This window comes from Crossiella cryophila, assembly GCF_014204915.1.
Classification (GTDB): Bacteria; Actinomycetota; Actinomycetes; order Mycobacteriales; family Pseudonocardiaceae; genus Crossiella; species Crossiella cryophila.
The window spans coordinates 9,321,409-9,336,228 of record NZ_JACHMH010000001.1 but is presented as its reverse complement, the minus strand read 5'-3'; the positions used below and the strand labels follow the sequence as shown (position 1 = coordinate 9,336,228).

Here is a 14,820-nt window from a genome sequence, read left to right as displayed (position 1 = left end):
GCGCCCAACGGCACCGCGGCGCTCGCCGGTGTCACCGCGGCCGCCGAGACCACCACCTCGAGGACATCTGCCGCACCCACGGCTGTCCCCGAGCCCGGAGCCGTTGCCGCCCAACGGTCCTGACCCCATGAGAGACAAGGCGGTTCCTTCGAACATGAGCGCGCAGACCACAGTTCGCCGCGGCCGGTGGATCGAGCACTGGGAGCCGGAGAACCCGGAGTTCTGGGCGAGCACCGGTCGCCGGGTGGCCAACCGGAACCTGGTGTTCTCGATCCTGGCCGAGCACCTGGGTTTCTCGGTGTGGCTGTTGTGGAGCACGGTGACCGTGTTCCTGCCGGCGGCGGGGTTCGCCTTCTCCGTTGACCAGCTCTTCTGGCTGGTCGCGCTACCCAACCTGATCGGGTCCGTGCTGCGCCTGCCCTACACGTTCGCGGTCGCCACCTTCGGCGGTCGCATGTGGACGGTCATCAGCGCGGCCCTGCTGCTGGTGCCCACCGGGATGCTCGCGTGGTGTGTCTCCGATCCGTCGACGCCCTACTGGATGTTCGTGCTCGCCGCCTGCACCGCGGGTCTCGGCGGCGGTAACTTCGCATCGTCGATGGCCAACATCTCCTTCTTCTTCCCGGACTCGCGCAAGGGATTCGCGCTCGGTCTCAACGCCGCGGGCGGCAACATCGGCGTGGCCGTGGTGCAACTCGCGGTGCCGCTGGTGATCTCGGCGGGCTCCGGGGTGCACCTGGCCTACGCCGGGCTGATGTGGATGCCGTTCGTGATCATCGCGGGCGTGTGCGCGCTGTTCTTCATGGACTCGCTCACCGAGGCGCGTTCGGACTTCCGGTCCTACGCCGCCTCCACGCGTAATCGGCACACCTGGGTGATGTCCTTCCTCTACATCGGCACCTTCGGTTCCTTCATCGGCTACTCGGCCGCGTTGCCACTGCTGATCAACTCGACCTTCCCCGAGGCCAAGGCGGGCTACTTCGCCTTCCTCGGCGCCCTGGTCGGCTCGCTGTCCCGGCCGATCGGCGGCTGGCTCGCCGACCGGATGGGTGGCGGGCGGGTCACGTTGTGGACCTTCCTCGCCATGGGCGCCGGAGTGCTCGGGGTGGTGCTCGGGCTGGCCCAGCACGATTTCTGGTTGTTCCTCGGCTCCTTCCTCTGGCTGTTCATCACCACCGGGGTCGGCAACGGCTCGACCTACCGCATGATCCCGGCGATCTTCAGTGCTCAGTTCGACGATCCGGCCACCGCACGACGGCAGGCGGCCGCGGTGATCGGCATCGCCGGCGCGGTCGGCGCCCTTGGCGGCTTCCTCATCACGCGCGCCTTCGCGATGTCGGTGACCGCCTACGGCTCCCTGGTGCCGGCGTTCCTGGTGTTCCTGGCGTTCTACGGTGTCTGCCTGGCGGTGACCTGGTGGTACTACCTGCGCCGCCGGGTGTTCGTCCGGGTACCCAGCCTGGCCCACGCCGGGATCTGAGCGCCAGCCCGTAGCCAGGACCTCTGAGTCCCTGGGACTGTCCGTCCCAGGGACTCAGAGTCCCCCCCATCGGGACCGGCGGACTGTCGGACCTTCTGTCTAGACTCCGCGAGGACGGCTCGAACGCTCGTTCGAGCTGCCAGGTTGGGGAGATTTCCCCAGACCACAGAGCTGTTGATCAGTGAGTTCAGGCCGCCGCAGGGCTGTCTGACGATGTTCTCCGGAGTGGTGCCGTCAGGCGGTTGGCCGGGTGGTCGACGTGGCTGAGAAGATCATCTCCGCCGTGGCTCCTCCTGCGGTTCTGCAGGAGGACGGTGACGGGTCGCGGAGGCCTGTACTCCGGCAACCGCCCCTGGCTGAGTTGGCCACGCTGTTGCCCAGAACCGCGACCTACTACGGCATGGGAACCATCGACACCTCCGGCCGGATCGCCAACCGGGCCGTCGTGGAGGCGCTCGGTTGGCTGCCAGGAGACCGGCTGGAGTTTCGGGTCGAGTCCGGCACGATCGTGGTCCAGGCCCGGCCGGACGGCCTGGCGGAGATGGGCCGCAAACCCTACGTGGCCATCCCAGCGCCGGTCCGGCACCGTTGTGGGCTGCGCTGCGGTGATCGAGCGCTCGTGGTCGGCTGTCCTGCCAACCAGACGCTGGTGATCCACAGCGTTGCCGTGCTCGACCACATGCTGTGCGAGCACCACGCCTTCCTGATGGGAGGTGGTGAGCGGTGACCGGCCACAACGACAATCCGGCCACCGCGGCGCAGATCGAAGCGGCGCGGGTGGTGCTTCTCAGCATGGGAATCACGGTCGAGGACCTGCTGGGGGAATCGCAAGATCGACCTCCGGTGCCGACGTTCGCGGAGTACATCCCGAAGGTCTCGGGTTCGTTCGGCACCGGCACCGCTCGTGCGTATGGGCCGTACTTGAAGATCGTCGAGCGTGACTGGGGTGACCGGCGGATGGATGAGGTGTCTCCGTCGGAGATCACCGCCAAACGCGAGGAGGTGCGGAGGAACGCGGTCCGTCGGCGTAGCACGCGGGGCGGGCACAGTGCGGCGGCACACTTCGTTTCCGCACTGCGGTGTCTGTACAAGCACCTTGTCGACGACGAGCTGATGAGCAAGGACCGCAACCCCGCCCTCAAGGTCAGGAAACCGGCGCAGCCGCCGGGCCGGCGGCACGGCCTGCAAGATGCACGGCTCGCCGAGATCAACAGGGTCGCGGTCACCACCGGAGATGACCCAGCCCTGGATGGCCTGTTGTTGCGGCTGCACACCGAAACCGCCTGTCGCCGTGCCGGGGCCATGGCCTTGCGGCGTTGCGACCTCGACCCGGATCTGTGCCTGATCCAGTTGTGCGAGAAGGGGGACCTGTACAGGTCGCAACCAGTCTCGCCAACGCTGATGAAGCATCTCCTGGCGCACTTCGAGTATCGAGGGGACGGCGACCCGTCCGGCCTGCTGCTGCGGTACAGCAACGGGAAGCCGTTGACTCGCCACCGCTACGACTACCTGTGGCACCGTCTCGGCAAGTACCTGGCTTGGGTGTACGCGCAGCAGATCAGCACTCACTGGCTCCGCCACACCACCCTCACCTGGGTTGAGCGCAACTTCGGCCACGCCGTTGCCCGAGCCTTCGCCGGACACTCGGCAAAGGGCGATGGCGGAGCCACCAGCACCTACGTTGAGGCGTCCCTTGGTGAGGTGGCCGCGGCGTTGTCGGCGATGACCGGCGAGCCCCATCCCTTGGCGACGGAGGGCTGACGAACCGCCGGTGGCCGTGGCAGCTCGCCGTCACGGTCACCGGCCTTGCCAATGCGAGACCAGCAGGCTGTCCAGCAGGGCGGTGGTCAGAACCAGCAACACCCCGTGCTCCGGCGCACCGGCCAACAGGACCCGATCACCGGTTCGCAGCCCGATGCGACCCCTGAGGTAAGCGGGAATCGCCACAGCCGGTCCGCCGACCACGCGGGCCTGACCACGTTCGCTGGTCTGGACGACAAGGGCTTGGCCCAGAACCTGGAGATCAAGGATGTCGCCTTGCCGCCAGCGCAGCGCCCGGAGCACGGCGCGGTCGGCGACTCGCCCGGATTGGTCCACTGTGGACATGCCGTAGGCCATCGAGGCGTCGCTGGGAAGGGCTGCCAGCTCAGCCAAGGACAGTGTCGGAACCGATGGTGCGGCGCGAGCTTGAGGAACGAGGGCGGCAACGATCCGGCTCGCCACTGGAAGGCGTCCGCCGACTTCACGACGCATTACCACCTCCCGGACTGATCAGCCTTCGTCGCAGGCAGGTAACGCGGCCACGGTTGTCGGGTACCCGTTCGGGTTTGCGTTACCTGGCAGGGCGTTCCCGTTGTTCGTTTGGAAAGGAACCTCTGCCGATGAAGAACATCGCACTCCGCTGCGCGACCGCGATCAGTGCTTTCGGCCTGGCCGTGAGCCTTGCGGGAACCGACGCTGCCGCGTCGGTCATGATGCCCGCCAAGCAGATCATCGTCTGCGAGTTCGCGGTCTGGCGCGGCGGTACGTACAAGTACGCCAACCAGCAGTTCGTCCCTGACGTGGCGAGCAGGATCGGCTACCTCTACAGCGGCACCATCGTGTGGGCCGACCAGCACGCCTTCCCCCACCGCGCCTCCGGCGACATGGTCCGCGAGCTGACCGGCTCGGGCGGCGGCTGGGTGTGGGCCAAGCACCTGGTCCGTACCGGTAGGAAGTGCCTGCCGTTGTAGCGGCGTGCTGTTCGGGAGGGAGGCGTCCGATCGGGCGCCTCCCTCCCGTGTTGCTCAGCCGGTCGGTCGGTGGAAGCCCAGGAACCGCATCTTCAGGTTCGTCGTGCGCAGGCGGCTGATCTGCACGGGGCTGCCCGCTTCGACCATGTACCCGTTGCCGATGTACATCGCGACGTGTCCGGCCCACACCACCAGGTCGCCGGGTTGGAGCTGGCCTGCCTGGATGCGGGGTCCGACGGCTTGGGCGGTGGAGACCCTGGGCAGGTGCACGCCTGCTTGCCGGTAGGCCCAGCTGGTCAGGCCCGAGCAGTCGAAGCCGCGGCCGGGCTGCTGTCCGCCCCAGACGTAGGGGGTGCCGAGCTGACTCAGGGCCGCGCGGATGGCGTTGGCGGCCTTGGTGTTGGGGGCCTGCACGGTCCCGCGTCCGCCCGGCAGTTGCACGCTGACTCCCGCCGCTTGGCGTGCCGGAGCTTGCGCTGCCGGTGCCGGCGAGAGCGACGGCGGCGCTGGGGTTGGTGCCGGTGGTGGCTGTTGGGTCAGGTGGGCGGCCAGTGCCTGGATGCGGTGTTCGAAGTTGGCCAGCCGGTCGTTGTTGGCCGTGTTCGTGGTGATCGCGGACCTGAGCAGGGTCGCCGGTGCGCTGGGGTCGGGTGAGCCGGCTGGTAGTGCTTCCGTCGCGGTGCGTAGCGCGTGGTCGGCGGTGGTGTGGAGTTGGCGTGCCTGGCTGAGCCGGGCTGTCGTAGTGGCGAAGTCGCGCACCGCTGCCGTGGACTGCTGGTCGCCGCGTTGTGCTTCGGCCTCGGCAAGGGGGCCGGCTGCGGCGTCCAGGCTCTGGCTGGTCGCGGTGACCGCGTCGGCGGCGACTCGGGCGGTGGCGGTCGCCAGTTCCAGCGTTTCCGCTCGGCGGAGGTCGGCGACCTTGTCGAGCAGCTTGGGCAGTTCACCGCGCGCCGCGGCCAGGGAGTCCTCCAGGCTCCGCACCCGGTCGAGCAGGGTCTTGGCCGCGTGGCGCGGCTGTGCGGCACCTGCGGATTCCGCGGTGTCGGCGGCCTTGCGGGCGGAGGTTCCGGCCGAGGTCAGACTGGCCGCGGCTCCCTCCAACGCGGTGCGGGCTTGGTCGAGCAGTTTCTCCACGTGCAGGGCGGGCTTGCGCTCTCGCACGGAGGCCACCGCCGCGGTAACCGCCGCCCGCGCGTTGTGGACCCTCTCAGCGGCGGTGTCGAGGGTGCTGGCGGCGGTGGCCGACGCGGTACGCGCACTGGTGACGAGCTGGGTCTTCTTGGCGGTCTCGACCGACTTCTGGTGCTGTTCCCAGGCGGTGTTCGCGCGTTGGACCAACGACGCGGCGGCTTCCCTGGCTCCGATGGCCCGCTGGGTGAGGGCGCTGTCACCCAGCTGTTCGACTGCCGGGACCAGCTCGGCTACCAGAGCCGCTGCCGCTGTTGCCTTGTCCTTGGCTTCGGTGACCGCGGACAGGGCTTTGCCGGGCGACGTGGTGGTGTTGCGATTGGCCGAGTTCAGGGCTTTCTCCGCCGTTTCGACCGAGCCCGCCACGGTTCGCAGCAACGTCTCGCCGCGGTCAAGCTGGGCGTTCAGGGGGCTGGGTACGACCGGTGACTGTTCCGCCGCACCGCCGCGTTCTGGTGATTGAGCCACAGGAGCGTCCGGGGCAGGGGCTTGCGGCTGCTCCTGGATCGCCGCGACCATTGGGGCGGCAGCGGCCAAGGCGCCAATGCCGCCGAGGACTGCCAGGCCCACCCGGGTCCGGCGGGCGGCGTCGGTGTCTCCGCGCAGCAGTTGTCGTGCTTGTGCAACGGCTTGTCGTCCGCGCTGGAGGTCCTCGTCGATCGGGGTGCCGTCCGGGTCGTCGTCCTGTGTGGACGGTGTGTAAAAGTCGCGTCGCACGGCGCACTCCTCCTGTTCTGGCCTTCGGTTTGGCCAGGTAACGCAGGCTGGCCCGACCCCATCCAGATCGCCTGCACCAGCGGCGCCGGCTACCAGGTCGGCCGGTGCGAGGTCGAGTCCTTTGGAGGTTCGTCCTGGGCAGTTCCCTCCCAGCGGCGATCTCGGTGCCGTAGTGGGAGCACAGGCGGCGAGGGGTCCTGCAGGAGTGTTCGCAGGAGTTCACGACGGGCCGAGGTGATCATGTTCTGATAGCTGCTGATCGCTACTCGGCGGAACTCCTCGACCGGGTCGCTGTGCAGCCAGACCGCGGCGTGGCTGGCGTCCTGGTGTACGAGCAGCGTGTGGATGTGATCGGTCCACGCCTGGTCCACGACGGCGAGCAGGAGCTGCCGGATTTCCTGTTGTCCGTGCTGGACAAGCGCGTCCCCGATCCGGCCCCGGGTCGCGGCTTCGGCGCCGTCCGGCCCGCAGAACGCGCTTGCCGGCCAAGTCCGTCCGCCGACGGCGCGGAGCTGGCCCGGCGCCCACCCCCGGACCGCGGTCGCGAGTGTGGGCAGAGTGTCGTGGAGGTCGCCAGTCAGGATGTGGCTGCGGCTGCGGGCGACCGCCTGCCACTGGTGGTCGATCACCTCGTCGTAGCGCTGGAGTTGGCGTCGTGCGAGGAACCGTCGCCAGTCTGCGGTGACCTGAGCGCGACGGACAAGCCGGTCAACCGGTCGGCCGATCAGGGGCGTTTCGGCGTGACCGGGGTGGGTGTCGAGGACGCGGCGTAGCTCGGTGGAAGCGTTGTCCAGGAGCAGGTCGTCCTCGGCGGAGAGCAGGAACCTTGTTGTACCGGGATCTCCTTGCCGCCCGGCCCGGCCAGCCAGCTGACGGTCCGCCCGAGGTGATGTCGACCGCCCGGCCGCCAGCACCAGCAGACCCCCGAGTCTGCGGATTCGCCGGGCTTCCGCGGTGTCGGGGCCGCCCAAGCGGATGTCGGTGCCGCGCCCGGCAAGCCCGGTGGCCACCGTGACCGCGTCGATTCGGCCGGCTTGGCTGATGACCTGGGCCTCGGCCTGGTCGTCTTCTGCGGTGAGAAGGCGAGGCCGGAGACCGGCTGCCGTCAGATGCCCGAACAGGTTTCTCGCGGCCACGCAACTGGGCGTGCTCACCAGCACTGGTCGCCGTTGCCGATGTGCGGCAAGCACTTCGTCGACAAGGGCCTCATCCCGGGCGGCGCTGGTCGGATACAGCTGGTCCGGCAGGTCGACTCGTCGACTTGGCCGGTGTGGCGGGATGTGGGTGACCGGAACCCGGTAGACGCGGCGGAGTTCGGCGGCCTCCGACATCACAGTGCCGCTGACTCCGCCGAGGAGGCGGTACTGCCGCAGAAACGCCTGAACGCTGATCGATGCCCGGGGAACCGGGTCTGCGCATACGGGCAACTTCTCCTTGGCCTCCAGTGCCTGGTGTAGTCCGGTTGCCAGACGGCGGCCCGGCAGTGACCGTCCTGTGTGGACATCAACCAGGAGAACCTGCTCATCTTCAACGATGTAGTCCCGGCCCATCTCGTAGAGCAGGTGCGCGGCGAGGGCGTTCTGCGCGGCGGCCAGAAATTCCGCGGATCGCCACGCCTCGGGATCGACAGCGGAGAACTGGTGGAGGCGGCTCCAGCCGCGGTCGGTGTAGCCGACCTGCCCTTCGCTCAGGAGGCCGTGGTAGTCCAGCACCGGCGTCAGCCGCGGGACAACGGCGGCCAACTCGGACGGCCAGCGGTCGGCCGGGGCGTCGGTTGAGGTGGTGAGGATCAGCGAGGTGTTGGCCTCGTCGATGAGCACCGCGTCCGCCTCGTCCAGGATCGCCACATGGTGTCCGCGGTGCACCCGGTCCGCGGGATTGGTGACCAGGGCGTCGCGGAGGTGGTCGAACCCGAAGTCGGCGAGCGTGCCGTAGGTGATGTCGGCGGCATAGGCGCACCGGCGGGCCTTCCGATGAGTTTCGGCAGGTACCGGGGCAACTGTCAGGCCGAGCAGCCGGTAAGCGGGTTCGAGGGCGGCTGCGTCCCGGGCAGCGAGGTAGGAGTTGGCGGTGATGACGTGCACCCCGTTACCGCGCAAGGCATGGGCGGCCGCGGCCAGGAACAAGGTGATCGTCTTGCCCTCGCCGGTGGCGATCTCGGCGAGGTGCCCGTACGCGACCGCGGCGGCGCCGAGTAGTTGCACTGGCCGGTGTTCGGTTCCCAGGGTTCGACGGATTGCTTCTCGGCCAACGGCGAAGGTGTGCGCCACGAGGTACCGGCGCAGCGTGTGGGTCGGGGGCTGGTGGTGCGCCAACTCGCGTAGTCGCCGGTATCGCGCCGTCAGGTCGGTGTCGGCGCGGCTTCGGTACCGGGGCTGGAGGGCGATGCAGTCGCGGGCGATGCCCCGGAATCGCCGCGGAACCCAGCACTCGATCTTCTCCAGCATCCGTTGCAGCACAGCCAGGTGAGTCGGGGGCTGTGCGGGCCGTGCGGCAGGAGTGCGTTACCTGCCGAGTCGACACGGGACTGCGGTCAACCGGATGTGTTGGCCCGTTGAAGGGAACAGGACATGTCTCCAGAACTCCGCGACGTCATCGTCGCCGCAGGTTTCATCACCGGGTTCCTCGTACTGGGTCTGATCGCCTGGTGGAGTGTGCGGTTCCAGCCCGGCTGGCCGGCTTCGGGCGTGCACTCCCGCAGGGAGCTGCTTGCTCGCGCCACTGAGTTCCGGTTCCCAGTGTGGCCGGAGGATGCGGACGAGGATCTAACGGAGCTGGCGGTCATGGTCACCCGGTGCGACACGGACGATGCCGATGGACCATGTTGGGCGGTGCGGCACAACAGCGCCTCCTTCGACCGCATGGGTAATGGATTGTGGGAGAAGGGCGTGGTGAAGTGGACTCCGGAGCTGGGGCGCCGGTTCCGGTTCAGCCGCGGGGAGGCGATTCAGATCGCCACGACTGTGGTCGCACCATTGGTGCGGGAATTTTGGGAGGACAGCATCGCCAAGGCTGACCCCGAGGGCACGGATGAAAACAGCACCTCCTGAACGGTAGGCGTGGAATCGCGACGGACGCTGTGATCACTGCACTCGGCGGGACTGGAAGCCAGTTGTCACCCTGAAGGGGTACCACACCTCTCCCGCACAACAGGCACAACACCGAAGCCAGGGTGTGACTCCTCCTGCTGCGCTAGGCTGACCGGCGCAACCACAGGCGAGGAGGGGCGCATGGCTGGTTACAAGGTAATTACCACGGCGGTTCGCAAAGAGGCGGCCAAGTGGGATGATCTCGCGAACAAAGTCGCACCGGTGCACAGTGCAGTGAGCGGTATGACACTCTCGCCGCTGGCGTTCTTCGTGCTCGATCCGATCACGCTGATGGTGTTTCCACTGAATCTACCCACGCCTCCAGAAGAGCTGGCAAGTTCATACGAAGCTGTCCGCTCGTTCATGGAGAAGCTGCTCGGTGGCGCGAAAACTGAATTTTCGGAGATTGGTGACGCACTGATCAAGATTGCCAACACATACGACCAGAATGAAGCAATCGTCGAGATGGACCTCAACGAAGCTTTCTGAAAACCAGGGGGGACAACGTGACCAATCCTGACACTTCGCAATATCCAGCGTTGATCCAGGCATTGAACGACAGCTTTCGCCTCGCCGAGGAGTCCACGAAACTTCTCGTGGACAAGTTCAACGCGGGACTCGACAACATCAACAACAACCCGCTCATCTACCTGGCGCCGAACTTCATGACCGGCCTGATTGTCAAAGTAGACGAGCTGCGTGGATACGTCGTCAAGTTTTTGAAAGCCATGCAGGAGTTCGCGAAGCACCACTTCCCCATCGTGTCGTTGATTCAGGCCGGTTTTGACTGGCTTATCATGATGCAGAAGCCTGTCTCGGACATGGAAAACCAGGTGCAGAAATACGTCGACAAGAACCTGCACGAGTGGACCGGCCCCGCGGCCAAGAGCTACAAGGAAGATGTGGTCAGCCCACAGGCGAAGGCGTTGAGCAACGCGCATCTCAAGGCTGACGCCATCAGTAAGTGGCTGATCCAGGTGACCCAGGCGAACATCGAGTTTCTCAGCAAGTACGCCGAAAAGATCGGTGAACTCGCCAGCAAGTTCGTTGCCGCGCTCGTGACCGCGAGCACCATCGTGGGCGCCCTGGAGGCACTCGGCAAGGCTGGCGAATTCGCTGGAACCCTGGTGAAATCCGCCATTTCCGTCTTCGCAGACACCGCGAAGTACTACGGATCCGCCATTGGTTTCATGCGCGATGCGGTCAGCATCCAGAACAATCTGGCGGCATATCCGAATGGTGCATGGCCGCAGGCGGTGAGTTGAGCACATGATGGAAGAAGAGCTGCGCAATCTGAAGTTGGCCGAGTTGAACCTGCCGCCGGTGAGCACGGTCGGCGCCGGTCGGCCCACCGGCCCCGCCCGAGAATTTTCCACCGAGCCTGCGGATGAGTACAAGGTGGCTGATACCTCGAACTCACTGTGGGTCACGGTCGACAAGGAAGGGAAGATTCTCCGACTTGAGGTGAGCACCAGTTGGCACACGCGCCTGCCCGCGGGTGAGTTCGCCAGTGCCCTGTTGACGACCTACATGAGCGCGTCGGAGACCGCCGCCGTCGTCGAGTCCAAGGCGCGGGAACGGGACCGGGAAATGACGGCCACCGCCGATACCGAGGCGTCCGACGGTGTTCTCGGCCTGGATGACTGGCTCTCCAAGATCGAGGCCAGGCACGCCAGCCTCGACCGGCAACTCCGTGAGGCTCGGGCAGAGGATGACAGCAGGTCTGGGCAGGTGCTGGAGATTCGTAGCCCGCACGGATACCTGACGCTGCAAGTCCGTTCCGGCGCTCTTGTCGGTTTGACGGTGGACGCCGAACGGATTTCCCGGGCGCGCGGTGGTCAACTGCAGCAGGACCTGTGGGACGGGTTCACCGCGGCGGGTCTCACCTCACCCGACTCCACTACGGAGGCCCCGGCCAGTCGGCCCAGGCGGCGGCCGGATCCAGTCGCCGGCGATGAGGAAGAAGAACTGTGGAAGGGAATGCCGTGGGAGTGAGCGCGTCTCGTAGATCGCGACGGGTTCCCGGACTACCCGGCCGCGAGCGGTGTGCTGTCGCGAGCATCGTGAGCCTGTTGTTGCTCGGCCTGGGCGCGGCCGCCTGTGGCGGCGAACGGGATCTGGGATCACTATCGAGCCTGTCGGTGACTCCGTCGGTGTCGCCTTCAGCCACCGTTGCCCAGGACAAGTACGTTGCGATGTTTCCAAACTGTCAGGAACTGGCCCGAAAAGTTCCCAATCTGCCGCCCTTGCGGTACAATAAAGATGTCTCCGCAGGCGGCTACCGGGGTGTGAGCTGCGAATTCGCCACTCCTCCCACAGGTTCGTCGGTGTCGGTGGAACTGACCTCGTGGCAAAGCGTTCCGAACGATCCCAGGCTCCCACCCGAAGTGATCTCGGGTCAGCGCGCTGCCCGGGATAGATTCACCAACGACACCGACCTCGTTAACGATGGGGCGGCGCAGGATCTACGGCTCGGTGAGCAGGTGAAGTGGCAGCGTCCCAGCAACAACGACAGCTGCTATCTGACGATCCTCGACGGCAACGCCGTACTCCGTTTCCGGTATTCGATTCTGGGTGGAACTCGGCTTGATCCGAAGTCGGAGCAGTGCCGAGGGCCGCTGCGCGAACTGGCCAAGTCGTTGTACGACGCGGTCCAGCCACACTGATCCGTCCGCGGCGCGCCGACGGTGAAACCTTGCCGCTGGCGCGCTGCCGGTCGGGCGACCGCATCATTGGGTGGTGCGGAGCCTCTATCATTCGACGTCGGCGATTCGGCTGCAATCCGGGCACAACAACTGCGGTAGCACGAAACGCCGTTGCCATGCGGTCTCCCGCCCAGTCCATCCGCAGTGCCAGCACAGGTACCGAACGACCAGCACCTGCTTGTCGTGCTGGTCTTCTGCCCTGGGAACAGGCAGATCGATCGGCAGCGACATCGTGAGTACTCGGGGCATCGGACCAGGCGGCCGCGCATCAGTGGGGAAGTCGCCAAGCGCCTGCTTGAAGTTGACCAGATCCAGTTCCTCGACTGCATCGGCCGGAAGCTGATTCAGGACGTGGTGCAGGCGGCCTCCCGGCGCGGCCAACTGGTGCTGGATCTCCAGAAGCACCACGTGGATCGTCGCCTGTTCCAGATCCATGCGGGTGGCGATGGACTGTTCGGAGCGGCCGGCGTCGTTGAGGGAATCGTGGGGCGGGAGCCCGAAGCGCTGGGCGAGGATCTCCGATTGCTGCGCGCCCAGCTGGAGGATCTGCGCAGCGGCGCGCCAGCCGACGACGCTCGTCGTTGGCGACTCGGCGAGGGTGTTGAGCACCTGGGTTTCCGGGTCGTCGGGTTCGGGGTCTGTGCGGTCATGGGTTGCGAGCGGCGCTGCCTCTGAAATGGCGGGGACACCGTCTCCGGTATGGAGATTGAGGCCGAGGCCGGTCCGGCAGCGGCGCGGGCGGGTCGCGCGTTCGTTGTCCAGATCGCACTGGGTGAAGTTCGCGTCCGGGTGGGCGAGCAGTTCGGTGTCAGCGGGCTCCTGGCCGTGCTGCTCGGCCAGGGTGGAGCGGATGGCGCTGATGCGCTGGAACTTCAGGTAAGCGCGGGTCGGCAGGCTGACCTGGTACTGCGCCGGGGCGAGTTCGCGGCGGATGTGTTCCTCGATCCACTGCCGGAGGTAGTGCGGTCCGGAGGAACGATCCGGGTCGTAGGCCCAGATGCCCTGGGCGACGGCGGCTCGGCCGACGTTGCGGAGGTCGCCCAGGTCGACCACCGTGGTGCGGTTCGCCATCGGACGGGTCAACTGCCGGGTGACAAGGCCGATGAGCGGCTCGGCCAACTGCACCAGATGCGCGGTCGCGTAGTCGCCGGCCTTCCGGAGCAGGTGGAGTTCGGCTCGCTGCACCGGGTCGTCGGCAGCCTGCTCCGCCAGATCCCAGTCAAGGTCCTTGGTGTGTTTGGAGAACGTGACGAACCCCGGCGGTTTGCCGCGGCCGGCACGCCAGTCCGCGGCGTGGGCGGCGATGTAGAGAACGAGGTGGGCGCGGTGGCCGTCGGCGGCGATCGGAGCCAACGCGGTGAGCGCGTCCCTGTTGAGTTCGTCGTGTTCGGAGCACAGCCGCCGGACCTCGGCCAGGCCGATGCTGTTGACTGTCGAGGTCATGACGCCGCCCCGGGTGCCCGTGCCGCGAACCTGATGCGGGCCAGGAACTTCCGGCGCGTTCTGGTCTCCGTGCGCGGCGTTCCGTTCCGTTGCAGTGTCGGTAGGAGATCGGCTACATCCGAACTGATCGGCGTGATGTGTCCGGGACCGACGACGGCTTCCCCGAGAAGGTGGATCCTGGCGGCCCAGGAGGCGTTGTCGTGCAGCACGCGCGCGGCGTCACCCGCGGCGACGGCGCGGACGTGGGCGTCGCCGATGTCCGGCAGGCGTTGGAGGTCGGCGAATCCGAGGCCGTCCAGGGTGGGAATCTCGAACGGGGCGTCGCCGATGGGGACGCGGTTCCAGACCAGGCCGACGTGCCGGGGCGGGAAGCCATGCCCGGCGGCTCCGCACAGCGTGTCGGGCAGGTCGGCGAGCCCGTTGGCCTGGCCGCGTGCTGGGTCGGCCACGAGCAGGATCTGGCTGGCGCACTCGATGATGGCGCGTTCCGGGCCGTCAAGGTCCCAGCGCAGGCGTCCGGCGTCCACCACGACCAGGTCGTAGTGCTCGGCGAGGCGGTCGAGTGTCGTCGCTATCGCGGCCGGCGGGACGAATCGGGACTCCAGCGGCGCGGTGGCGCCGGGCACGAGGTCGATTCGCCATGCGGGCAGTGGAGTGACGTGCTCGTTGATCGTATTCAGGGTGATGCGCTGTTCGAGCAACAACGATCGACGGCTGCTCGTCGGCGTGCTGGTCATGGCGGCGAGCGCCGGGCAGCTCAGGTCGAGGTCGACGAGGCAGACCTTCCTGCCCGCGGTCGCCTCGGCGCCGAGGTAGGCCCCGAGGGAGAAGGCGACGGTGGAACAGCCCACCCCGCCCCGGGTCCCGGCCACAACCAGAACATGCGGCTCCGCGACCCGTTTTGGAGCGGAGCCAGGGCCTCCAGGCAGGGCGGCGAGGACGTCCGCCACGGTCTCGAACATGCTGCGTGGCTCAGCATCCGCGCCCGCCCAGTCGTGGACGGTGACGCGATCCTCAAGAGCCGGCAGGGCGAAGTCCCGACCCTTGCCGGTGTCCAAGAGCACAATCGCCACCTGCTCCGACGGCTGGACGGACATCGTGCTCAGCCAGGCGGCGACGTCCGCGGGAGGACCGGCGGAGTCTGCCATGACGAACACCAAAGGTCTGCCGCCACGTATGAGCGGATCGGCGCCCTCGGTCATGAGGCGGAGTTGATCGGTGTTTTCGGCAACAGGTTCGAGGTAACACTCCAGATTGGAATTACGGAGACCAATAACGACCATCTCGCTGGACAAGCCACAGACAACCAGGCGGATATCACTCACGGTGATCCTCCGCCGAGGTAAGGCTGTCGGGTTGAAGAATCATGGCATAACGCATATGTCAACTATCGAGAACTTTGCGCGGTTTCGACAGGGTTGTACTGTTGCACATCGAATGCAACGGCAAGATTCTGAGCAGGTTCC

14 protein-coding genes are annotated in these 14,820 nt (G+C 66.9%); 9 read left to right on the top strand and 5 right to left on the bottom strand.

Features of this window, described 5'->3' with window-relative positions; translation table 11 throughout:
* The first annotated feature begins 154 nt into the window (after positions 1-154).
* The 3 genes from HNR67_RS40030 to HNR67_RS40020 all read left to right on the top strand — a co-directional run bounded on the left by HNR67_RS40030 (position 155) and on the right by HNR67_RS40020 (position 3,241).
* Entirely contained in the window at positions 155-1,480 is a 1,326-nt protein-coding gene (locus tag HNR67_RS40030) for an MFS transporter (protein ID WP_185008734.1), read from the top strand.
* Between the two features lie 259 nt (positions 1,481-1,739).
* On the top strand, positions 1,740-2,207 hold the full coding sequence (locus HNR67_RS40025; protein ID WP_185008732.1) for an AbrB/MazE/SpoVT family DNA-binding domain-containing protein: 468 nt from the start codon (positions 1,740-1,742) through the stop codon (positions 2,205-2,207).
* On the top strand, positions 2,204-3,241 hold the full coding sequence (locus tag HNR67_RS40020) for a tyrosine-type recombinase/integrase (protein WP_185008730.1): 1,038 nt from the start codon (positions 2,204-2,206) through the stop codon (positions 3,239-3,241). The genes HNR67_RS40025 and HNR67_RS40020 overlap by 4 nt, the downstream gene beginning before the upstream one ends.
* A gap of 36 nt (positions 3,242-3,277) precedes the next feature.
* Here the strand turns inward: HNR67_RS40020 and HNR67_RS40015 are convergent, their stop codons facing one another.
* Positions 3,278-3,733: a hypothetical protein gene (locus HNR67_RS40015; RefSeq protein ID WP_185008728.1), complete on the bottom strand. Its 456-nt coding sequence runs from the start codon at positions 3,731-3,733 to the stop codon at positions 3,278-3,280.
* A 128-nt stretch (positions 3,734-3,861) separates the two neighbouring features.
* On the opposite strand from HNR67_RS40015, the gene HNR67_RS40010 reads away from it, so the two are divergent.
* Positions 3,862-4,212: a hypothetical protein gene (locus HNR67_RS40010; protein WP_185008726.1), complete on the top strand. Its 351-nt coding sequence runs from the start codon at positions 3,862-3,864 to the stop codon at positions 4,210-4,212.
* Between the two features lie 54 nt (positions 4,213-4,266).
* Here the strand turns inward: HNR67_RS40010 and HNR67_RS46820 are convergent, their stop codons facing one another.
* Positions 4,267-6,117, bottom strand: coding sequence for an NlpC/P60 family protein (locus HNR67_RS46820; protein WP_407645167.1), 1,851 nt, complete (start codon positions 6,115-6,117; stop codon positions 4,267-4,269).
* 89 nt (positions 6,118-6,206) lie between these two features.
* A complete protein-coding gene (locus HNR67_RS40000; protein WP_185008724.1) occupies positions 6,207-8,564 on the bottom strand; it encodes a preprotein translocase subunit SecA in 2,358 nt (785 codons plus the stop codon).
* 123 nt (positions 8,565-8,687) lie between these two features.
* On the opposite strand from HNR67_RS40000, the gene HNR67_RS39995 reads away from it, so the two are divergent.
* The 5 genes from HNR67_RS39995 (at position 8,688) to HNR67_RS39975 (ending at position 11,872) form a co-directional block, all read left to right on the top strand.
* Positions 8,688-9,167 carry a hypothetical protein gene (locus tag HNR67_RS39995; RefSeq protein ID WP_185008722.1) on the top strand — a complete coding sequence of 160 codons (480 nt, stop codon included), beginning with the start codon at positions 8,688-8,690 and terminating at the stop codon, positions 9,165-9,167.
* Between the two features lie 180 nt (positions 9,168-9,347).
* Positions 9,348-9,695 (top strand): hypothetical protein, encoded by a 348-nt coding sequence (locus HNR67_RS39990; RefSeq protein WP_185008720.1) that lies wholly within the window; start codon positions 9,348-9,350, stop codon positions 9,693-9,695.
* A 17-nt stretch (positions 9,696-9,712) separates the two neighbouring features.
* Entirely contained in the window at positions 9,713-10,471 is a 759-nt protein-coding gene (locus HNR67_RS39985; RefSeq protein ID WP_185008719.1) for a hypothetical protein, read from the top strand.
* Between the two features lie 4 nt (positions 10,472-10,475).
* A complete protein-coding gene (locus tag HNR67_RS39980; RefSeq protein WP_185008717.1) occupies positions 10,476-11,201 on the top strand; it encodes a hypothetical protein in 726 nt (241 codons plus the stop codon).
* A gap of 68 nt (positions 11,202-11,269) precedes the next feature.
* A complete protein-coding gene (locus HNR67_RS39975; protein ID WP_185008715.1) occupies positions 11,270-11,872 on the top strand; it encodes a hypothetical protein in 603 nt (200 codons plus the stop codon).
* An 87-nt stretch (positions 11,873-11,959) separates the two neighbouring features.
* Here HNR67_RS39975 and HNR67_RS39970 read toward each other — a convergent pair whose 3' ends face one another.
* Together HNR67_RS39970 and HNR67_RS39965 are read right to left on the bottom strand one after the other, a co-directional pair.
* Complete coding sequence (locus HNR67_RS39970) at positions 11,960-13,354, bottom strand: hypothetical protein (protein ID WP_185008713.1); 1,395 nt, start codon at positions 13,352-13,354, stop codon at positions 11,960-11,962.
* On the bottom strand, positions 13,351-14,679 hold the full coding sequence (locus HNR67_RS39965) for an AAA family ATPase (RefSeq protein ID WP_185008711.1): 1,329 nt from the start codon (positions 14,677-14,679) through the stop codon (positions 13,351-13,353). The genes HNR67_RS39970 and HNR67_RS39965 overlap by 4 nt, the downstream gene beginning before the upstream one ends.
* Positions 14,680-14,820: the final 141 nt, after the last annotated feature.